Origin of the sequence: Pseudomonas sp. P108 (genome assembly GCF_032613195.1) — a bacterium.
Taxonomy (GTDB): Bacteria; Pseudomonadota; Gammaproteobacteria; order Pseudomonadales; family Pseudomonadaceae; genus Aquipseudomonas.
This window is the reverse complement of the sequence record NZ_CP126691.1, coordinates 755275-775177: the sequence shown is the minus strand read 5'-3', so window position 1 is coordinate 775177 and position 19903 is coordinate 755275. Positions and strand designations below refer to the sequence as shown.

Below are 19903 nucleotides of genomic sequence, written 5' to 3'. Positions count from 1 at the left end.
TGCGCAAGGATCCAAGGGCATGCAGAGTCGTTTCAGGCCGACATTCAAACCCATGCTGCGCGCCCTGTTACTGATGGGACTGTCGATGGACGCCGCGTTGGCGGCAGTCGGCAACTGTTCGGCACTGGGGCGCATGCCGCCGGTGATCGAAATCGGCGAAGGCTTTCAGCAGGACGTGCAATCGCCGGTGGCGATCACCCGCCTGGCGATTGGCGACCCGAAAATCGCTGACGTACACGCCAACGGCAGCTCGTCCTTTCTGCTCACCGGTGTTGCGCCCGGCGCCACCAGCCTGATGGTCTGGACGTCGTGTTCGAGCGAACCGCGCCAGAGCATGGTGTTCGTGCAGGGCGCCGCCACCGCTGCGCTGAGCACCAGCCTGCCGTCGGATGATCCGAGCCTGCCGTCCCAGGTGCAGACCGATATCCGCTTCGTCGAAGTCAGCCGCACCAAACTCAAGGAAGCCACCGCCTCACTGATCGGCACGCGCGGCAACTTTCTGTTCGGCTCGCCCGGCACCCTGCCACCGATTGATGGCGTGCCGCAGCCACGTCTGCCAGTGGACAACTCACTGTTCAACTTCTCGTGGGTCGGCGGCAAGACCATGGCGATCATCAATGCCCTGGAAACCAGCGGCTTCGCCTACACCCTCGCGCGGCCGAGTCTGGTCGCGTTGAACGGGCAGAGCGCAAGCTTTCTGGCCGGCGGTGAAATTCCGATTCCGGTACCCAGTTCCGGCAGCGACAGCGTGTCGATCGAATACAAGGAATTCGGTATCCGCCTGACCCTGACGCCAACCATCATCGGCCGCGATCGCATCGCCTTGAAGGTCGCCCCGGAAGTCAGCGAACTCGACTTCAGCAATGCCGTGCAGATCGCCGGCACCACCGTGCCCGCTCTGACCATCCGCCGCACCGACACCAGCGTGTCACTCGGCGATGGCGAGAGCTTCGTCATCAGCGGCTTGATCAGCACCACCAACAGCTCGCAAGTGAACAAGTTTCCCGGCCTCGGCGATATCCCGGTGCTGGGTGCGTTTTTCAAGGGCTCGCAGATCAAGCGCGAAGAACGCGAACTGCTGATGATCGTCACCCCGCATCTGGTCCAGCCATTGGCCGCCGATGCGCAACTGCCGTCGCTACCGGGCGAAAAACTGCGTAATTACGATCCGAATTTCTACCGCATGTTCTTCCTTGAAAACGGCAACTTCGACAAGCGCAGCGGGTTATCGCAATGAGCCAGAGCCTGAGCCAGACCTTTCTCGCCATCACCCGCAACAGCACCGATCTGGAGTGGCTGCAGGGCGCGCTCGCGCCGCTCGGTCAGGTGGTCAGCGCCGGTGGCGGCAGCCTCGATGAACTGCTGGCGCTGGTCGACGTGACCTTTGCCAGCCTGGTCTTCGTCGGTCTTGATCGTGAGCACGTGGTCGCTCAAAGCGCGCTGATCGAAGGCGCGCTGGAGGCCAAACCGATGCTGGCGATCGTCGCCCTCGGCGACGGCATGGACAATCAGTTGGTGCTCAACGCGATGCGCGCCGGCGCCCGGGATTTTGTCGCCTACGGTTCACGCTCCAGTGAAGTCGCCGGACTGGTACGGCGCTTGAGCAAACGCCTGCCACCCGTGGCACCGAACACGCAACTGGGCGGGCTCACGGTCATGTATGGCGTGCAGAGCAGTTCCGACGGCGCACTGTTGGCCAACCACATGGCGATGGTGGTGCAAAAGAGCGGCCAGCAAACCTTGCTGCTCGATCTCGGTTTGCCGCGCGGTGACAGCCTCGCCCTGCTCGGGCTGGAGAGTTCTTTTCACTTCGGCGATGCCTTGCGCCACTTGCGAAGGCTCGACGCCACGCTGATCGACAGCGCCTTCACCAGCGCCGAAGCCGGCCTGCGGATTCTCGCCTACGCCAGCAACGATGAACCGCTGGAAAACACCAGCGCCGCCGAGCTGTACATGTTGCTCAGCGCCTTGCGCCAGCACTTCCAGCACATCGTTGTGAACCTCACCGGACAGACCGACAGCGAAGCCTTGCGCACCTTTGTCAGCCACTGCGACAAGTTGCTGTGGTACACCGACCAGAACGTGCTCAACTGCCGACGCAACCTCGCCGTGCTCAATCTGTGGCGGGAAAAAGGCATGAAGCTCGACCATGGACGCCTGCTGATCGACCGCTACCTGAGCAACGTCGCGCCCAATTCGGAAACCCTCGGCAAGACCTTCAATCTGGAAGTAATCGCCACGCTGGCCCTCACCCCCGAAGTGCGCCTGAACGCGAAAAACCAGGGCGTCAGCCTGTTCGAGCTGGCCCCGCGGGAAAAACTCACCCAGAGCCTGCGCGCCCTCGGCGAACGTCTGGCCAAACGTTCCGAAGGCCTGGCCAAACCGAAAGTGACCTGGTTCGACCGCTTGCGAGGCACCTCATGAGCGCAGAAAAACTCTTCGGCGCGGCGCCCCGCAGTGGCGTCGGCAACAGCGATCACGAAGGCCTGAAACTGGTCCTGCATCGCTACATCATCGACGCCCTCGAAGAGTCCGGGAAAAACCTGCTGGAAGGTTCACGCCAACAACTCGCGCAGTTTGTCACCGACAAAGTCGCCGAATACATCGCGCGTTTGCACCTGGCGATTTCCCGCTACGAAATGGAGCGTCTGGCCGAAGAGATCGTCGACGAGCTCACCGGTTTCGGTCCACTGGAAGTGTTGCTGCGCGATCAGTCGGTGACCGAGATTCTGGTCAACGGCCCGCACCGGGTGTTCATCGAACGCGACGGTGTGCTGCACCAGAGTGACCTGCGGTTTATCGATGCGCATCACGTCGAACGCGTGATGCAGCGCATCCTCGCACCGCTCGGCCGGCGCCTCGACGAGTCTTCGCCGATGGTTGACGCGCGCCTGCCGGATGGCAGTCGGGTCAATGCGATCATTCCGCCGATTGCCCTCGACGGCCCATGCCTGTCGATCCGTAAATTTCGCAAGGACATGCTCAAGAGCACCGACCTGATGGCGATGCAAACCATCGACCTGTCGATCTTCGAGTTTTTCCAGGATGCGGTCGGCAAGCGCTGCAACATCCTGATCAGCGGCGGCACCGGCACCGGCAAAACCACGCTGCTGAATATTCTCAGCCAGTTGATCAACCCGCATGAACGTCTGGTGACCATCGAAGACGTCGCCGAATTGCAGCTCGGTCACCCGCACGTGGTGCGCCTGGAAACGCGGCCGCCGAATGCCGAAGGCCACGGTGAAGTGAAGGCCAGCGACCTGATTCGCAACGCCCTGCGGATGCGCCCCGACCGGATCATCCTCGGCGAGATTCGCGGCGTCGAAGTGGTCGACGTCCTCACGGCAATGAACACCGGCCACGACGGCTCGATGAGCACCGTGCACGCCAACAATGCGCAGGATGCCCTGCTGCGCCTGGAAACACTGGTCGGCCTGACCGGCCGCTCCATCGCCGAACGCACCCTGCGCCAGATGATCTGCGCCGCCCTCGACGTGATCATCCAGTTGACGCGCATGCCTGACGGGCGCCGCTGCGTCAGTGAAGTGGTGGAGGTGGTCGGCATTCGCGAGGACGTCTACGTCACCAACACCCTGTTCCGCCTCGACCGCCGCAGCGGTTTCGGCTTCCTGCGCGAAGCCGTCAATCCGGCCGGCGACAAGCTGCGCCACGAAGCGCATCTGGGCTGACGGCAAGGAGCACCGAGCATGCTGGGACCGATCATTCTCATTGTTATCTGCCTGACGCTGCTGGGGCTGTCGATCCGTCTGTTCCTGCAAGGCCTGCGCAAGACCGCAACGGAAAAAGTGCTCAACCGTCTCGCCGCCGGACAGCCGCAACTGGCGCCAGAAAAACCTGTGTGGGTTGGCCTGGAACGGATGTTCCTGCGCGCAGGGCTGGGCCGCCCGACCGAGCGTTTCGGCCTGTGGCTGAGTCTGTGGGCGCTGGCGATGGCGCTGGGTTATTTTCTCGCCGACTGGATCGGGCTGCTGCTGATGATCTTCGTTCCGCCACTGGCGCTGCGGCTGTACATCGCCGTGCTCTACCAGCGCCGGGTCAAACGCATGATCGAGCAACTGCCGCAGTTGCTTGATCACACCGTGCGCAGCCTGAAGTCAGGGCGCACCCTAAGTGACGCGGTCATGGGCGGCATCGAAGCCAGTGAAGACCCACTGAAAAAAGCCATGGGCCGGGTCCAGCGCAACGTGCAATTGGGCGTGAACTTGCCGGACGCCGTCAGCGACTTTGCCGAACTGTATGAACAAGACGAACTGCGCATGTTCGCCCTCGGCCTCAAGGTCAATCATCGCTACGGCGGCAACGCCAGCGAGCTGCTGGAGAACCTGATCAAACTGATCCGCGAACGCGACCAGGGCGCGCGGCAACTGCGTGCGCTCACCGGCGAAACGCGGATGACCGCCTGGGTGCTCGGCTCGTTGCCGCTTCTGCTGGTGAGTTACTTCATGCTGACCAATCCTGGCTACATGCTCGGGATGTGGAACGACGCGAGCGGCCAGCACATGCTGATCAGCGCTGCCGTGTTGCAAGTGTTCGGCAGCCTGGCGCTGTGGCGCATGTTACGGAGCGTCTGACATGGTCTGGCTCGCGGCTCTGATGTTGCTGCTCGGTTCCCTGCTGCTGGTGGTCAATCACTTGCTGACCGAACGGCGTCGGGTGCGTCAGGTCAATCAGCGCTTGCAAGGGCATCTGGTGCGCGAGAATCGCTTCGGCAGCTGGTTGCGCGTACTGGGCAGCAGCAAGTTCGGCCAACGCTCGGTGAGCATCGACAGCGAAACCCAGACCCTGCTCAACCGCATCGGCTGGCGCCGCGCCAACGAACGAGCGCTATTCGCGGCCTGCCAGATCGGCACGCCGCTGCTGACACTGGGCCTGGCGATCTTTCTGCAAGAAGTGTTTTTCCCCCAGGCCAGCAACCGCTGGATCGTGCCGATGCTCGCTACCGGCGGCGGTTATCTGCTGCCCAAGCGCTTGCTGGCCTACGCGGCGGCACGTCGGCAGAAAACCATCGCCGTGGAGGTGTCGACGTTCATTCCGCTGCTGCGCATCCTCTTCGAATCCGGCATGGCCGTCGAACAGGCCCTGCGTGTGCTCAGCATTGAGGCGCAAAAACTGCTGCCGGAACTGACCAGCGAATTGCGCCTGATCCTGACCCGTGTCGACTCCGGTCTGGAACTTGGCCAGGAGTTGAACAAAGCGGCGGTGATGCTCGCCGTCGATGAGTTCAGCGACACCTGCGTAATCCTCCAGCAACTGATTCAACAGGGCGGCGGCGCGATGAAATCGCTGCTGGCGCTCAAGCAACTGCTGGATGATCGCCGCCTGACGCGCTTGCAGGAATACATCTCGAAAATGTCCGCGAAGATGTCGGTGGTGATGATGCTGTTTCTGTTTCCGGCACTGCTGATCGTCCTCGCCGGCCCGGGCTTCACCGCGATAGCCCGGGCATTCGCCAACTGACCTTGCTCATGGAGAGCGTTTGATGAAAGTACTGATAGTCATGGCAAGTCTGTTGCTGCTCGGCGGTTGCGCCACCGACGGCCAGGCACCGTGGACGGCGCTGCTGTCACCGAGCAGTTGCAGCAAAATGACCCAGGAGCAGGAACTGGCCCTGAACCTCGCGGACGACCTGGCCAACGACGGCAAACTGCACGCCAGCCTGGCCAACCTGCAAAGCCTGCCGGACAACATCAGCGAAGTGCGCCTGCGCAAGGCCAAGGTCTACCGCCTGCTCGGCCGCAGCGAAGCCGAGCCGTTGTACCGCGGCCTGCTCGGCGGCTGCCTGACCGCCGAAGCCGAACACGGCCTCGGCCAACTCTACGCCGCCCGTGGCGACAACGGCCAAGCCCAGGCCCATCTGCAACGCGCCGCCCGCCTGGCCCCCACCGACGAAAAAATCCGCAACGATCTCGGCGTGGTCTACCTCAACCAGCTACGCCTCAACGACGCCCGCTTCGAGTTCCTTACCGCCATCGAACTCAAGCAGAACAACCAACTGGCAACCCTGAACATGGTCACCCTGCTGCTGTACCAGAACGACTGGCCACAAGCCGCCGAAATCGTCAGCCGCGCCAAACTGACTCCGGAACAATTCACCGAAGCCCAGGAGCGCGCAGAAAAACTCAAAGCCCCGGTCAAGACCAAACCGGCCACCAGCAATCAAGTGGCCGCCGTCGCTGACCCGTTGCCGTCATCGCTCAAATAAGGAGACAGCCATGAACCCCCTTAAAGGCCTGTGCTACCTGACCCTCCTCAGCCTGCCCCTCAGCGCTACCGCCATCGACGCCGGCCCCGCCTCGGCGCAACAACAGGAAACCGAAGGCTGGCTGGTCCTGCAAAGCCGCAACAAAGCCGCCTCGCCCAAGCCACAAACAGCGACCGCGACCGAACGGGATCTGGCGATGCAGCGCTGGTTGAAGAAGTACAAATATGAGATCCCGGATTTTTATGATCCGGATGCGGGTGGGAAGATCGAGACCAGGAATTAGTGATGGGGTGACCTTGCGAGCGCTTTCGCGAGCAGGCTCGCTCCCACCTTTTGAAATGCACCCCATCTGTGGGAGCGAGCCTGCTCGCGAAGAACGATGACGCGGTGTGCCTGCCGGATCAGGTCTGCGCATCCACCCGATCCAATGCCCGGTTTACCGCCAGCAAAGTTACCGGCCAGCGTGTTGGCCGAGGCCAGGGATTCGCAGGCATGGGCGAGCAGGCTTTCGGTATCGATTTTCGGATAGATGAGAAACATCGTGCTGGGCTGGCGGGGTTTTGCAGGTTCGGGGCAGAGGTAGAAATCGAGAGCGCGTTTGATGGCTTCGCGGTTTTTTTCGAGGTTGTCGGCGCGGATGGCTTCTTCGAGCGGGGTGGTGGATTCGGTGGGTGGGTCGGGGATCAGTTTGTCCATATCAACTCCTACTTGGCTGAGGAGCCAACCTTCGTCGTTTCCACACGACAAAAGGTGGCAGCTGTACGCAGGGTGGAAAACCGATAAGTAGGCAACCGGCCAGACCGAAGCCTGCCCGCGCACAGCCGCCGCGACACAGTTTGCAGACGAAAGAAGACGCCGACAATGATTGCGGTAGCGATGCAACGCATCTACTTGAAATTCAGGTTTCCACACCCGGTCGCTGAATTGGCAGCGACAGCCAGAGACTAGAACGCGCACGTCCGACGGACAACCTGAAAACAGTGTGGGAAGGTTCCTGTTATCTGGCACAAATTTAAACAACCAAAAGCCAACCCTCACCCTAGCCCTCTCCCAGAGGGAGAGGGGACTGACCGAGTTGTCTGGGGGAGCTACGCCGACGTGAAATACCGAGCCGAACTCAGATCCTGAAAAGCCCAAAAATCGGCTCCCTCTCCTCGGGGAGAGGGCTGGGGTGAGGGGCAAATCCACCACAAAACTAAAGCCGAACACCCGCTCTTCACCACTCAATAGGCCGAGTGTCAGCTCGCCTGCTTTTGATCTCGGAGCCCGTCGGCAGGCTGAGTGGAGGGATTGATCCGGGGGTAGGCGCGCAGCGCCGTTCGACGAAGTCGAACACATCGAAAGGAGGTGCAGCGAAGCAAACCGGAAGCGATGCCCCCGGATCGATCCCGGAACGAAGGAACCCCGAGCCCCAGCGAGTGGGCCGAACGTCAGGGCGCAGACCTTTGGTTCCTTTGGGGCGTTTGCCAAAGGGACCCGCCGTAAGGGCGGAACCGCCAGCCGCAACACCCGCAGCAACGGATATTCACCCAAACCAACCACAACCTGGTCGGCCCACAGGCCGCCAAGTCAATGCGCCGTAACCCGCTGCCGCGCAGCAGAAGCACTAGGCGACAAAGCCAAAGCCAACTGCGTCCGATTATGCATATGCGTCAACCGCAACACCTGCGAAACATAAAGCTTCACCGTGTTCTCGGTAATCCCCAACTCACAGGCAATCTGATAATTGGTCTGCCCCTTGCCCACCAACCGCGCCACATCCAATTGCCGCGGCGACAACTGATTGAAAATCTCCGGCATCTCCTGCGCCTCAACCTCGACAGGCTCACCGCCCACCCCATCGCGAACCACCGTCGAAGGACTACGCCGCACCTTGTCCAGATCCTGATAAAGGTCATCAATCGACTCAGACAAATACTGCAACTTCTGATTCAAATGCCCCAGCTGCAGATTCTTCTGCCGCTCCTGCAGAGCCACCTCCTGACGCCGCACACCTTCCAGCAACTCATCCAGATCAATCGGTTTCTGATAATAATCGGCAATCCCTGCACGCAACGCCTTGATCACATCCTGCTTGTCGGCACGCCCGGTGAGCATGATCGCCTCAAAAGCCCGATGCTTGCCCGCCAGCCGCTGCAATGCCTGGATCAACTGAATGCCATCCATGTCCGGCATGTGCAGATCACTCAGCACCAGACCGATCTCCGCGTCCTCACTGAACCGCTCGATCGCCTGCTGACTGGACTCACACGGCACACAGCGATAACCGCTGCTCTCAAGAAACTCGCACAACTCCTCCACAATCAACGGCTGATCGTCGACCACGAGGACTTTTACCGCAGACGTAAGCTTGTTCACGTGCTACTCCATGTCCCAGGCCAAAGCTGACCATTCCTGTACTGCCAGCCTTTGGCTGTATAACCAGTTCCTTTGAAAGTAGACGTACTTTCCGACTATGTACATAGGACTAGTGGCGCTTGGCGACTAATGGATCCAAAGCAGGACAAGCATGGTCCCAAGCAGCACAAACGGTGCAAATGGCAGCTTTTTTGACATAGTTGGCCCCAGATATCGCAGACGATCTCTAAGCCCTTGACTCATATGAAGCCAGACTCTTGGCGCCAGCAGCATCCAGACCACGCTGGCGAGCCCAGCGCCAATAAATACCCCAAGAATGAACAGACCGTCTGTCGCAAGCCCCAGAGCTGTCATTAATTTCACATCGCCGGCGCCCATGCGGCCCATGAAAAAACCCGGCAGGGTCAGTGCCAGCGCAATCAGGCAGGCCCAACCGCCCTGCCCCGCTTCCGCGCCCAGCCAGGTGCTGCCGGTGCACAACAGCCAGATCAGCGCCAGCGCGGCGACGCCGAGGGTCAGCGCATTGGCAATGCGGCGCTGGCGGACGTCTTGCGCCGCGCACAGCACGAGCCAGATCAGGAGGATAAAACTGTGCATCCGGTAAAAACCGTCCGTTTTTTCTGAATGATTCTATGCTGATACTACGCAGTGACAGTCAGGGTAGACGCACTCATGAAAACCGGCTTTCGGAAGTCGCAAAAAGGTGCGGTGGCGATCGAGTTCGCCTTGGTGTTCATCATCTTTTTCGCCGTATTTTACGGTCTGGTCAGCTACAGCCTGCCCTTGGTGATGATGCAATCATTCAATCAGGCCACGTCCGAGGCGGTGCGCCGCAGTGTCGCGGTCGACCCCAACACTCCCAACTATTCAACGGTCGTGCTCAACACCGCGAACGCCACGCTGACCCAGCAATTGTCCTGGATTCCGCCGGTCTTCAACCTGGTGGTCGGCGTTGATACCAGCAGCCAATACAGCGCGTCAGGCCTGCTGACGGTGCGAGTGGATTATCCGGTCAGCAAGTTGAATCAGGTGATGCCGTTCCTGGTGCTTCCGGTCGTTGGTACAGTGCCCAGTCTGCCCACCTATCTGACCGCCAAATCGAGTCTGCAATTTTGACGTCGGGGGACAAACTCTTCGGGCGCTTGCTCAAACGCACGCCGCCCGCCGCCCACGAGTTGCCCGACCCACTAGGCTCACCCGCAACAGGCTTGCACCTGTACCTGAACGACGACGCTGGCGTGCTGCAAATGGCCGGCCCGTTGCGCCATCTGCTGGCGCAGCACAAACCGCACCAGCAACCCTTGCCACTGAGCGCCTATCTGTTGCCCCACAGCACATTGACCATCGAAGGTCGGCCGAGGGAGTGGCAAGGGCTACTGCTCGATCTCGACTTTTCGGGATTGGGCGAGCAGCCCTTGCACTTGCGTGGCTGGGTGCAACCGCAGGGCGAAGGCTGGTTGATGCAGTTGATCGATATCGCCGACCTGCTGTTCGAACGCCAGCAATCGCGCCAGCGTGACGCCTGCCAATTGATTGCCGGGCAGATCAGCGAACAGTTGCGCGCGTGCAGCCCGCTGCGTTTGCCGGTGATCGTCAGCGAACAACTGCAGGTGATTGCCCAGCACTGGCACATCCCTTGTCTGGCGTTGGCCTTGCTCGATGATGAGACGCAGGGCTGGCAGATTTATCGCCAGTATCGCGCCCACGATGCGCCGACTTTGTGGCATGACGATCAGCGTCTCGGCACGCCGCTGGACAGCCTCAACGGCGCTGCGCCGCAGCGTGTCGGCGCGCACCATGGCCTCGATGAACATTCACGGGTGCAGGCTCTGTTTGGCAATGCCGAAGGTTTCGCGGTGCCGTATAGCGATGAACGCGGTGTGGTGGCTTGGCTGCTCTGCGGGTTTTATCCCGTGGACAGCGCCGCGCCGTACCTGACCGAACGTGACTGGATGGCGCTGCTCGCCGCGCTGGCCGGGCCGTTGCTCGGGCGCCTGCGCGAACAGCAGCATCACCGGCAACTGGAGCGCATCGAAGCGCTGCAAACCCTGTTGGGTGCAGGCTGGTGGGAAATCCTCGGCGGTGACGACAACATTCAACTGGCGCCTGCGTTGGCTGCGTCCCTGCAACTGAACAATGACGGACTGGCGCTGGAAGACTGGCTGGCACAGATCCATCCCGCCGACCGCGACGAGTTGCGCAGCCGTCTACAGGCCTTGCAGCAACATGGCGAAGCCCTGACGCTGTCGGTGCGCCTGCGCAATGGCGATCCCGCGCAGGCGCCAACGTGGTATCGCGTGCAAGGCCAAGTGATTGGCAGCGGCGAGCATCGCCGGCGAGTCGGTTTCATGCTCGACATCAGCGACATCCAGAACCAGCAGCAACGAGCCGCCGCCGCGCATGCACGGCTCGACAACCTGATCGCCAGTTCGCCGGCGGTGATTTACGTCCAGCAGTATCACGAAGGCGCGCTGATCCCGGCGTTCTTCAGTGCCAGCCTGCAACCGCTGCTGGGCTGGAGTCTTGCGGACTGCGGCAACAGTGCACTGATCGAGATGATCCACCCTGACGATCGCGACCTGTATTTCGCCCGCAGCCGCCAGTTGCTGCGTGAAGGCTCAGTGCGCGCGCGTTATCGGCTGCGCGACCGGCATGGCGAATATCACTGGCTGCTCGATGAAGCCAGGCTGCTGCGCAATGACCTTGGCCTGCCGGTGGAAGCGGTCGGGTTGTGGCTGGACGTCACCGAAGCGACCCTGGCGGCCGAGCAGGTGAAAAAGAGCGAGGAGCGCTACCGGATCCTGGTGGAGGACTCGCCGGCGATGATCTGTCGCTACCGCCCGGACCTGACTCTGACTTTCGGCAACCGGCCGCTGGCGACCTATCTGGAATGCACGCCGGAAGAGTTGCCGGGGGTCGATCTGGGCAGTTGGATGTCCGACGAGCAACGCGCCGCGTTCATCCAGCGCCTCGCTTCACTGACGGCGGAGCAGCCGGTGAGCACCGCAGAAATCAGCCTGCAACTGCCCGGCCGCGAACACGCCTGGTGGGTGTGGTCCGATCGCGGCGTGTTCGATGAACACGGCCAATTGATCGAAGTGCAAGCAGTGGGCCGCGACAACACCGAGGTGCGCCGCTCGCAACAACAGCTCACACAAAGCGCGAAAATGGCCACACTCGGCGAAATGGCCACCGGCCTGGCCCACGAGATCAATCAGCCGCTGAACGTGATGCGCATGGCCATCGTCAATGTGCTCAAGCGTCTGGGCAACGGTGATGTACAGATCGATTACCTGACCGACAAGCTCAACCGCATCGACGCGCAGGTGCAGCGCGCCGCGAAAGTGGTCGATCACATGCGCGTGTTTGGCCGGCGTTCGGAGATCGAACAGCAACTGTTCAACCCGGCCTCGGCCATTGAAGGCACGCTGTCGTTGCTGGCCGAAGGCATGCGCGGCAAAGGTGTGGATCTGCGCATCAGCGAGACCGGGTTCGAGGTTCAGGTGCGCGGCTACGTCGATCAGCTTGAGCAGGTGCTGATCAACCTGATGGTCAACGCGCGCGACGCCTTGCTGAGCAAGCGCGAGAAGGATTCATCCTTCAAACCGTGGATTTCGATCTATGCCGAACGCGATGAACAGAGCGTGCGGTTGTGGGTCGAGGACAACGGCGGCGGCATTGATCCGCGTCTGCTGGAGCGTATCTTCGAGCCGTTTTTCACCACCAAACCGATCGGCATCGGCACCGGGCTGGGGTTATCGGTGAGCTACGGCATCATCGACAACATGGGCGGCCAGTTGAGCGTGCGCAATTCGGCGCAAGGCGCGCGGTTCTGCATCGAGTTGCCGGTTGCCGTAGACGCCTAGATCACCAGATAGGCCTTGCCGGTCTGGCCGCAAGTCATATTGGCGCCGACGTCGACGTCCATCAGGTTGATGCCCAGGCCTTTGAGCAGGTTGTTCAGCAGCGGATCGAGCAACGGGCTGATCAGGTTGGTCACCACCGGCAGCAATTTGCTGGTGACATCGCTGATCAAAGAGGCAACGCCAGTGACGACGGCACCCAATGGATTGCTGCCCTGCGGTTTGTAGACAATCAGATTGATCCCCGCGAGGGTGCTCGACAGACTGCCGACGATATTGTTGGTCGGCATCGCCGGCAAGATGCTCGGCGGCAGTTTGAGATTGGCCGGGGTGGCGAATGGTGTGCTGCTGGAGAACACCAGGTTCTGGGTATTCTGCGCGACGCTGGTGTCGAGTTTGATCGCGATGCCGCCTGCGCCGTATTGAACATGGGTGGCAGGGTCACAACTGCCGATGCCTAGAATCTTGTGGCACGTCACGATACCAAGATCGACCAGTGGCAATGGTGCGACCGCGGGCGGGGCAGACGAGGAAAATGCACTGGTCGGGTCGATTTTTCCCAGCTTGAGATCGGCGATGGAGGTGACGGTTGTGGCGGTCAGACTTTTACTGCCGGTATTGCCGGTCGGGCAGCTGTAATCCGTGACATAGCTTTGTGCCCCACCGGCATCCAGAGCGATATCGATTTGCGGCGACGGCAGCAGTTTCGGATCAAGCTGCTCGCAACCGGCCCCCAACAAACAGCCAAGCGAGTTGAGTGTGTCCACCAGATTCAGGCTCAGCAACGCGTTAAGCGTCGGGGTCAAAGTACCGACCAATCCAAACACCGCATTGGCCAGCCCCGTGACCCCGGACAGCACCGGCAAACTCACCGACAACATCGTGCGAACCTGCGCCGTGCGCACATAAATCCGATCTGGCGCATGCGGGTCGGGATTGGCCTTCGCCCGCGCCGGATCGCCAATCGCAGAGAACTGCGGCGGCTCGATCACTTTCACCCGCACCGTGACATTCGCCAGCCCCAGCACGCTGATCGGCAATGTCGCCGCCACCGCACTCTTGCTGTTGGCCAGTTGCACCACGCCCTGAATCAGTTGCAGCAGTTGCAGATTGGCGTCCAGCCCTGCCGCCGTGGTGCCGGTCTGCAATTGCAGGATGTCACCCAGTTTGACCGGCGCCGCGTTGATCGCGGCCACCTGCAATTGGCCCAGTGCGGTGATCACCTGCGCGGTCGCGCCATTGAGCTGCACCACCGTTGCCGCCGCCTGAATCAGTTGCGTCACCGTGGCCTGAGTGTTGAGTAATTGCGTGTAGTTGCCCGCCGCGACGTTGAGATTGATCGCCAGTTGATCAAGGTATTTGAGCAAGTTGATGTCGGTGTTCAGCAGGCCATCCCAGCCCAGAGCCGTGAGGTTGACGTTACCGCCCAATAATCCGGAAAACAGCGGATTGAGGATGTTCGACTGCGCCGTATCAATGCTGGCCAAGGTGCTGCGTATATTCAGCTGGGCCACCGTCGGCTGCGGTTTGGCGGCCACCGCCGAAGCATTGAGCGTGGTGTTGAGACTGACCGGGGTGCCGCTGAACAAGGCCTGTACGCCACCGGCAAAACTGGTGGTCACCGTGCGACTGGCGACGACTTTGACCGCTGCCGCTTGCGTGGCATCCACTGCGAACGTGCGCAGGCCGGAGGCTGGAGTGACCAGGGTGCCGCACGTGGTGGCGAGGGTGTTGCCGGCATCGACTATGTAGCCATTGCGCACGGCGCTTTGCCCGGCGTAACTGGCAGCGCTCAGGCCCGGCAGGCAATTGCCGCCACGACTGACGGCTTCGAGGGCGGCGTTGTCGACCACCCGCTGCAACTTGCGTTGTTCCATGTACAAGCGGCCGGTGTCGACCACCAGCAACATCATCACCACCGCCAGACTGAGCGTGGCCGCCGCCATCAAGCCGATCGCCCCGCGCTGGCGGGCCGGGCCGTTGAATCGCGAACGAGGCGACATGGCGCACTCCTTTGCCGCTAGCTCCATTGGTGCAACTGAGTGTAGACGCGCCTAATGGCAACGCGCCATTTCGAACAGACAAACATCCCTGTGGGAGCGAGCCTGCTCGCGAAGACGTCGTGTCAGATAAATAGCAGTTGAATGACACCCTGCTTTCGCGAGCAGGCTCGCTCCCACATTGGAATTTAGGGTGGAGCAAAAAAACGGGAGCTCAACAGCTCCCACTTTTTAAACGGATTCAACGCGGTGGATAGTTGGCCAGAATCCGCGTGACCGTCTCGCGGATGGCGTTGCTGCGATCATCGGGATTCGGCTTGCCGGAGAGCATCTGCTCATCGCTGCCGCGCCACACCAGTTTGCCGTCCTTGCCGTCGAGCAGGTCGATCTGGATGGTCGCGACCTTGTAGGTGATGTTGCGCGTTTCGTTGTACATCGGCGCGCCCCAATAGCCGTTCCACGGGCCACCCCAACCGCCGCCATAGTTGGTCGTCACTTGCTGCTGACGATCCTCGACGATCAGATAAGTCTGCACATTCAAGTCACCCTTGGCGCCCGCCGCCGCTGGACGCAAACCGCGCTGGTCGAGCTGATCGGCCACGGCCTGGCGGATGCGTTGCTCGGTCAGGTCGCTCTTGATCCGTGGATCATCGGGGCGGTATTGCAGAGCGGGGTCTTTCCAGCTCCAACTGCGATAGGCCGCAAAGTCGCGGCTGGCATCGAAGTCGTGATTGACCTGGTTGGCGGCGCAGGCGCTGAGCAGCGCGACCATGGCCAGTAGAGCGAGACGGCGGAACATGGGTTTTCTCCGGTTGAAGACATGAACCTGCGGCAGCTTCTGATGGGCAGGAGCTAACTGGGAGGATACGCCGACATGGCTTTTTCCACAGCTTCGCGGATCGAATCGGTGCGATCGATTTCGCTGCCCTTGTTCGCGGTTTCGGCACTGGCGCTCCACACCGGTTGCCCGCTGCCAGCGTCGAACAGATTGACCTGCACCACCACGACTTGCTCGGAATACGTGCGAACGATCGGCACCGTGTTGTACATACCGTAACCGCGTCCATATCGATCATAGCTGCCGTATCCACCGCCGTAATAACCGTAGTCATCCTGAACCTGGCGCAAACGGGTTTCCAGACGCAGATCGGCGCTGACCAACAGGTCGGCCGGGCGGTTGTCGTGCAATGGACGCAAGCCGCGCTGATCCAGGGCATTGCTTACCGCTTCGGCCACTTGCGCCGAATCGGCCCAGGCCGTGCCCGGTGGCAGTTGCCCATTGAGCCAGGCCCAACTGCGATAACGCCCATAATCACGCGGCGGCGCCGGGTACGCGCTGCGGTCGAAGGTGGTGGCGGCTTGCGCTGGTGCCGGCGGTAAGGGCCGCGATTGCGCCACGTAGGGGTTGCTGCTTTGGCAAGCAGCCAACCCCAGACACATCAGCAGTAACGCGGATTGAGCTTTCATGTCGCGCTCCGATCAGATCGGCCGGCAGATCCAGTGCAAGTAACGCCCAAGCCCGGCGAAGCTTGGGTGACGGCGGTGAGCGAGCTCCATCTCGAGCAAATCCACGAGTTCGGCGCGGGCCTGGAATTCCACCGGCATATAGTCATGGAAAACGCGGATCCCACTCTGGCTTTCGACCTGCCACAAGCCTTCGAGTTGCGTTGCCAATTCCCTTGGATCGAGCGGCTGCTGCGGGGTCAGGCTCTGCTTTTCGCCGGCCATGACGTTCTTGCGCATTTTCTTGAAATGGCCTTTGAGCAGGTTGCGGTAGATCAGCGCATCGCGGTTGTAGAACGCCAACGACAACCAGCCACCGGGTTTGGTCAGTTGATGCAGCACCGGCAGGATCGCGTGGGGTTCGGCGAGCCATTCGAGCACCGCGTGGCAGATCACCAGATCGTACGGCTCGGTGAGTTGGCCGAGCAGTTCCTGCCACGGCGCCTGAATGAACGTCGCGGTTTGCCCGGCGTCGGCGAAACGCTGGCGCGCGCCTTCGAGCATCGGTGCGGCCGGCTCGGTGAAGGTCACCTCGTGACCGCGTTCGGCCAGCCACAGCGACATGTGGCCAAGACCGCCGCCAATGTCCAGGACGCGCAACGGACGATCCGGCAGCGCTTCGGCCAGGTCAGCCTGCAACACCGCGAGACGAATCGCGCCTTTGGCGCCGCCGTAGATTTTTTCGGCGAAACGCGTCGCCAACTGATCGAAATGCCGGTCGCTCATCAGCTGAACCGCCGTTCACTGTCGGCGAGCTTGGCACGCACCACTTCATTCATGTCCAGCCCCAACTCGCTGCACAGCAGCAACAGATACAGGACGATATCGCCGACTTCCTGCCCGGCATGGGCGAGTTTGTCAGCGGGCAACTGGCGCGACTGGTCTTCTGTCAGCCACTGGAAGATTTCCACCAGCTCGGACATCTCGACACTGGCCGCCATGGCGAGGTTTTTCGGGCTGTGAAATTGCCGCCAGTCATTGCGGTCGCGAATGGCGTGCAGGCGTTCGGTCAGTTCAACAAGGTTCATCGGGCTCTCCTGAAGGCGTATAGCTTCGGGGGGATACGCCCTGAAGGCAAGCAGCGCAGACGATCTATTGTGGGAGCGAGCCTGCTCGCGAAGACGGTATGTCATCAACCATTGATTTCACTGACACAATGCCTTCGCGAGCAGGCTCGCTCCCACACAGAATGGGTGCAAACCTTCTATCATGCAGGGAACTCGGCCACCTGCGTTGTGGCCCAAGGCTCAGCTCTTTCATCAGGATGCACACATGCAGGTAGAAAGCTTTTTCGAATGGCTCGGCCAGGCGCTCGGTTCGATCATCCGCTTTATCGTCGACGGCCTCAGTGGCTTGTTCAATATTCTGAGCAATGCCGGTGGCAACTTTGTCGACGGGCTGGCGAAGACGTTGGGCATGGACACCTCGATCATCAGCATCATCGCGCTGATTGTCGGGCTGATGCTGTTGTGGTCGGCGATTCGCGCGTTCATGAATGCGTCGATCATTGCCGGGATCATCTGGTTGTTGCTGGGGTTGTGGTTGCTTAGCTGGATTATTCACTAGCGCCACAAAACCTTGTAGGAGTGAGCCTGCTCGCGATAGCGGTGTGTCATTCGAAGCTGTTTTGACTGAACGGACGCTATCGCGAGCAGGCTCACTCCTACAGTGAATCGCGTTTCAGGCCAGAGGAATCGCTACAATGCCGCTCCCCCAAGGAGCCCGCATGTCCACTCTGATCGCCGACTGGCGCCACCGCCCGACGCACCGCAAGGTCTGGGCACTCGCCGCGCCCATGATTCTGTCGAATATTTCCGTACCGCTGGTGGCGCTGGTCGACAGCACCGTCATCGGCCACTTGCCCCATGCCCATCAATTGGGTGCGGTGGCGGTCGGCGCCAGCCTGTACACCTTTCTCGCCTGGGCCATGGGCTTTCTGCGCATGGGCACCACCGGATTTGCCGCGCAGGCTGCCGGGCGCAGCGACGGTGCGGCGTTGCGACAGATTCTGTTGCAAGGCTTGCTGCTGGCGATGGGACTGGCGCTGGTGCTGGGTACGCTGGGCGTGCCACTGAGCGGGGTTGCATTGCACTTCATGCAACCGTCGGCGGAGCTGGATCAGCTCACTCGGGATTTCTTCCACACGCGTCTATTCGGCTTGCCGGCCGCGCTGGCCAGTTATGCGCTGGTCGGCTGGTTCCTCGGTACGCAGAACGCCCGGGCGCCACTGGCGATTTTGCTGACCACCAACCTGATCAACATCGTCCTCAATCTGTGGTTCGTCATTGGCCTGGACTGGGGCGTGGTCGGTTCGGCGCGCGCCTCGGTGATCGCCGAATGGAGCGGCGCCCTGCTCGGCCTGCTGCTGACCCGCAAAGCGCTGCGCGCGTATCCGGGGCACATCGTCTGGGCGGCGTTGAGGGTCTGGCAGAGCTGGCGCCCTTTACTGGCGGTCAACCGTGACATCTTTATCCGCAGTCTGGCGCTGCAATCGGTGTTTTTCCTGATCACCGTGCAAGGCGCGCGGCTGGGCGATTCGACGGTTGCCGCCAACGCGCTGCTGCTCAATGGCTTGCTGTTGACGGCGCATGCGCTGGATGGCCTGGCCCATGCCGTCGAAGCCTTGTGCGGACACGCCATCGGCGCCCGTGATCGCCTGGCCCTGCGTCGTTCGCTGGTGGTGGCGGGCGGCTGGTCGCTGTTCGCCAGCCTCGGATTTGCCGCGCTGTTTCTGCTCGCCGGGCACCTGTTCATCGAGATGCAGACCGATATCCAGAGCGTGCGCGACACCGCGTTCGTCTACCTGCCCTACCTCGCCGTGCTGCCATTGATTGCGGTCTGGAGTTACTTGCTCGACGGTCTGTTCATCGGCGCCACCCGCGCACGCGAAATGCGCAACGGCATGCTCGTCACCGTGGCTCTGCTGCTGCCGTTTGCCTGGGCACTGCAAGGCTACGGCAACCACGGGCTGTGGATATCTTTTCTGCTGTTCATGGTGTTACGCAGCCTGACCCTCGGTGCGCAAGCCTGGTGGCTCAAGCGCAACGATGGCTGGTTCTCTGGCGGCGTTCACTGAGTCGGTGTGCGCGCGATAAACCCGACCACCTGATCGAGCACCGGCGCCAGATGCCGCAACGGACGCGACAGGGTCGCCACCAGGGTTATGTGGCTGGGCCGCGAGTAATACAGATCCTGTGCCGGCACCCCTGCCGCGCGCAGCTTGCTGGCGAGACCGCCGGTGTTGCGTGTCGGGTTGACCAGATCATCCTCAGTCGCGGCGATCAACAGGGCCGGCGGCGCGCCGCGACTGACATGGTTGACCGGCGGCGATTGCGGCGGCGAGTCCGGCCAGAAGAACACCGGGCGCACCTCGGGATTCTTGATCGGCAGAAAGTCGTAGGGCCCGGCCAGGCCGATCCAGCCCTGCAAATCCCTGGGTGACATGCCCACCGAAGCGAGCAGTTCGCCGTCCAGCGCCAGCATCGCCGCGTTGTATCCGCCGGAACTGTGGCCCATCAGATACAAGCGCTGCGGGTTGCCGGAAAATTCGCGGATATGCGCTTTGGTCCACGCCACCGCCTGCGCTCCATCCTGCAGAAACAGCGGATAACGCACTTGCGGATACAAGCGGTAATCCGCCACCACCGTGACAATCCCCTTGGACGCCAGCGCTTCACCGACAAAGCGGTAGTCGACGCGCGATCCGCTGTTCCAGCTGCCGCCATAGAAAAACACCACCACCGGTGCACCCGGCATCGGCTGATGCGGCACGTACACATCAAGCTTCTGCCGCGGATCGTCACCATAAGCGATGCCCGTCGTCTTGTCGTACGTGCTGTCCGGGGTCAGCGCATTGAGCAATTGCACCGGCGAACATCCGCCCAGCGCCAGCAGCAACACCCCGCCGATCACTGCACCAAACCCTTGCCGGAATAACCGTGCCATACGCGCCGAAC

The 19903-nt window shown here is 61.4% G+C and carries 19 protein-coding genes and 1 pseudogene; 11 read left to right on the top strand and 9 right to left on the bottom strand.

The features are described from left to right. Positions 1–19: 19 nt before the first annotated feature. From QOM10_RS03270 to QOM10_RS03240, 7 genes are read left to right on the top strand one after another with little or no spacing between them, the layout of a single operon-like run. Positions 20–1237, top strand: coding sequence for a type II and III secretion system protein family protein (locus tag QOM10_RS03270; protein ID WP_127925702.1), 1218 nt, complete (start codon positions 20–22; stop codon positions 1235–1237). Further along, entirely contained in the window at positions 1234–2424 is a 1191-nt protein-coding gene (locus tag QOM10_RS03265; protein WP_127925701.1) for a CpaE family protein, read from the top strand. Before QOM10_RS03270 ends, QOM10_RS03265 begins: the two co-directional genes overlap by 4 nt. Next, positions 2421–3689 carry a CpaF family protein gene (locus QOM10_RS03260; protein WP_127925700.1) on the top strand — a complete coding sequence of 423 codons (1269 nt, stop codon included), beginning with the start codon at positions 2421–2423 and terminating at the stop codon, positions 3687–3689. The genes QOM10_RS03265 and QOM10_RS03260 overlap by 4 nt, the downstream gene beginning before the upstream one ends. Positions 3690–3707: 18 nt before the next feature. Continuing rightward, positions 3708–4592, top strand: a complete 885-nt coding sequence (locus QOM10_RS03255; RefSeq protein WP_160038092.1) for a type II secretion system F family protein — start codon at positions 3708–3710, stop codon at positions 4590–4592. Position 4593: 1 nt separating this feature from the next. Beyond that, entirely contained in the window at positions 4594–5478 is an 885-nt protein-coding gene (locus QOM10_RS03250) for a type II secretion system F family protein (protein WP_127925698.1), read from the top strand. A 22-nt stretch (positions 5479–5500) separates the two neighbouring features. Continuing rightward, positions 5501–6223: a tetratricopeptide repeat protein gene (locus tag QOM10_RS03245; protein WP_150775103.1), complete on the top strand. Its 723-nt coding sequence runs from the start codon at positions 5501–5503 to the stop codon at positions 6221–6223. A gap of 10 nt (positions 6224–6233) precedes the next feature. Next, entirely contained in the window at positions 6234–6506 is a 273-nt protein-coding gene (locus tag QOM10_RS03240; RefSeq protein ID WP_150750026.1) for a DUF3613 domain-containing protein, read from the top strand. A 118-nt stretch (positions 6507–6624) separates the two neighbouring features. Here QOM10_RS03240 and QOM10_RS03235 read toward each other — a convergent pair. From QOM10_RS03235 to QOM10_RS03225, 3 genes and pseudogenes are all read right to left on the bottom strand, one after another. Next, a pseudogene (locus QOM10_RS03235) lies at positions 6625–6919 on the bottom strand (DUF6124 family protein). Positions 6920–7792: 873 nt separating this feature from the next. Continuing rightward, the gene (locus QOM10_RS03230) at positions 7793–8581 is read right to left on the bottom strand and encodes a response regulator transcription factor (RefSeq protein WP_316917559.1); all 789 of its coding nucleotides are present in this window, start codon (positions 8579–8581) and stop codon (positions 7793–7795) included. Between the two features lie 126 nt (positions 8582–8707). Beyond that, on the bottom strand, positions 8708–9178 hold the full coding sequence (locus QOM10_RS03225; RefSeq protein ID WP_150750028.1) for a prepilin peptidase: 471 nt from the start codon (positions 9176–9178) through the stop codon (positions 8708–8710). A 75-nt stretch (positions 9179–9253) separates the two neighbouring features. Between QOM10_RS03225 and QOM10_RS03220 the strand changes: the two genes are divergently transcribed. Continuing rightward, on the top strand, positions 9254–9697 hold the full coding sequence (locus QOM10_RS03220; RefSeq protein WP_123376941.1) for a TadE/TadG family type IV pilus assembly protein: 444 nt from the start codon (positions 9254–9256) through the stop codon (positions 9695–9697). Then, positions 9694–12447, top strand: a complete 2754-nt coding sequence (locus tag QOM10_RS03215) for a PAS domain-containing sensor histidine kinase (RefSeq protein WP_160038088.1) — start codon at positions 9694–9696, stop codon at positions 12445–12447. The genes QOM10_RS03220 and QOM10_RS03215 overlap by 4 nt, the downstream gene beginning before the upstream one ends. On the opposite strand, the gene QOM10_RS03210 is transcribed toward QOM10_RS03215, so the two are convergent. The 5 genes from QOM10_RS03210 to QOM10_RS03190 form a co-directional block, all read right to left on the bottom strand. Beyond that, positions 12444–14447: a pilus assembly protein TadG-related protein gene (locus QOM10_RS03210; RefSeq protein ID WP_150775109.1), complete on the bottom strand. Its 2004-nt coding sequence runs from the start codon at positions 14445–14447 to the stop codon at positions 12444–12446. The genes QOM10_RS03215 and QOM10_RS03210 overlap by 4 nt on opposite strands. 238 nt (positions 14448–14685) lie before the next feature. Further along, positions 14686–15243, bottom strand: coding sequence for a DUF4136 domain-containing protein (locus QOM10_RS03205; protein WP_150652422.1), 558 nt, complete (start codon positions 15241–15243; stop codon positions 14686–14688). A gap of 53 nt (positions 15244–15296) precedes the next feature. Continuing rightward, positions 15297–15911 carry a DUF4136 domain-containing protein gene (locus QOM10_RS03200; RefSeq protein ID WP_127925689.1) on the bottom strand — a complete coding sequence of 205 codons (615 nt, stop codon included), beginning with the start codon at positions 15909–15911 and terminating at the stop codon, positions 15297–15299. A gap of 12 nt (positions 15912–15923) precedes the next feature. Then, positions 15924–16673 (bottom strand): methyltransferase, encoded by a 750-nt coding sequence (locus QOM10_RS03195; RefSeq protein WP_127925688.1) that lies wholly within the window; start codon positions 16671–16673, stop codon positions 15924–15926. Next, positions 16673–16975: a MazG-like family protein gene (locus tag QOM10_RS03190; RefSeq protein WP_007914625.1), complete on the bottom strand. Its 303-nt coding sequence runs from the start codon at positions 16973–16975 to the stop codon at positions 16673–16675. Before QOM10_RS03190 ends, QOM10_RS03195 begins: the two co-directional genes overlap by 1 nt. Positions 16976–17219: 244 nt before the next feature. Between QOM10_RS03190 and QOM10_RS03185 the strand changes: the two genes are divergently transcribed. Together QOM10_RS03185 and QOM10_RS03180 are read left to right on the top strand one after the other, a co-directional pair. Then, complete coding sequence (locus QOM10_RS03185) at positions 17220–17513, top strand: hypothetical protein (protein WP_064388791.1); 294 nt, start codon at positions 17220–17222, stop codon at positions 17511–17513. 160 nt (positions 17514–17673) lie between these two features. Continuing rightward, positions 17674–19023: an MATE family efflux transporter gene (locus QOM10_RS03180; RefSeq protein ID WP_150775111.1), complete on the top strand. Its 1350-nt coding sequence runs from the start codon at positions 17674–17676 to the stop codon at positions 19021–19023. Here the strand turns inward: QOM10_RS03180 and QOM10_RS03175 are convergent. Continuing rightward, positions 19017–19892: an alpha/beta hydrolase gene (locus QOM10_RS03175; RefSeq protein ID WP_316917558.1), complete on the bottom strand. Its 876-nt coding sequence runs from the start codon at positions 19890–19892 to the stop codon at positions 19017–19019. The genes QOM10_RS03180 and QOM10_RS03175 overlap by 7 nt on opposite strands. Positions 19893–19903 lie beyond the last annotated feature (11 nt).

Coding starts and splice junctions, on each gene's coding strand:
- QOM10_RS03270 (WP_127925702.1), top strand. CDS start 20: ATGCAGAGTCGTTTCAGGCCGACATTCAAACCCATGCTGCGCGCCCTG.
- QOM10_RS03200 (WP_127925689.1), bottom strand. CDS start 15,911: ATGAAAGCTCAATCCGCGTTACTGCTGATGTGTCTGGGGTTGGCTGCT.
- QOM10_RS03260 (WP_127925700.1), top strand. CDS start 2,421: ATGAGCGCAGAAAAACTCTTCGGCGCGGCGCCCCGCAGTGGCGTCGGC.
- QOM10_RS03185 (WP_064388791.1), top strand. CDS start 17,220: ATGCAGGTAGAAAGCTTTTTCGAATGGCTCGGCCAGGCGCTCGGTTCG.
- QOM10_RS03240 (WP_150750026.1), top strand. CDS start 6,234: ATGAACCCCCTTAAAGGCCTGTGCTACCTGACCCTCCTCAGCCTGCCC.
- QOM10_RS03190 (WP_007914625.1), bottom strand. CDS start 16,975: ATGAACCTTGTTGAACTGACCGAACGCCTGCACGCCATTCGCGACCGC.
- QOM10_RS03195 (WP_127925688.1), bottom strand. CDS start 16,673: ATGAGCGACCGGCATTTCGATCAGTTGGCGACGCGTTTCGCCGAAAAA.
- QOM10_RS03245 (WP_150775103.1), top strand. CDS start 5,501: ATGAAAGTACTGATAGTCATGGCAAGTCTGTTGCTGCTCGGCGGTTGC.
- QOM10_RS03180 (WP_150775111.1), top strand. CDS start 17,674: ATGTCCACTCTGATCGCCGACTGGCGCCACCGCCCGACGCACCGCAAG.
- QOM10_RS03210 (WP_150775109.1), bottom strand. CDS start 14,447: ATGTCGCCTCGTTCGCGATTCAACGGCCCGGCCCGCCAGCGCGGGGCG.
- QOM10_RS03205 (WP_150652422.1), bottom strand. CDS start 15,243: ATGTTCCGCCGTCTCGCTCTACTGGCCATGGTCGCGCTGCTCAGCGCC.
- QOM10_RS03225 (WP_150750028.1), bottom strand. CDS start 9,178: ATGCACAGTTTTATCCTCCTGATCTGGCTCGTGCTGTGCGCGGCGCAA.
- QOM10_RS03255 (WP_160038092.1), top strand. CDS start 3,708: ATGCTGGGACCGATCATTCTCATTGTTATCTGCCTGACGCTGCTGGGG.
- QOM10_RS03175 (WP_316917558.1), bottom strand. CDS start 19,892: ATGGCACGGTTATTCCGGCAAGGGTTTGGTGCAGTGATCGGCGGGGTG.
- QOM10_RS03265 (WP_127925701.1), top strand. CDS start 1,234: ATGAGCCAGAGCCTGAGCCAGACCTTTCTCGCCATCACCCGCAACAGC.
- QOM10_RS03220 (WP_123376941.1), top strand. CDS start 9,254: ATGAAAACCGGCTTTCGGAAGTCGCAAAAAGGTGCGGTGGCGATCGAG.
- QOM10_RS03250 (WP_127925698.1), top strand. CDS start 4,594: ATGGTCTGGCTCGCGGCTCTGATGTTGCTGCTCGGTTCCCTGCTGCTG.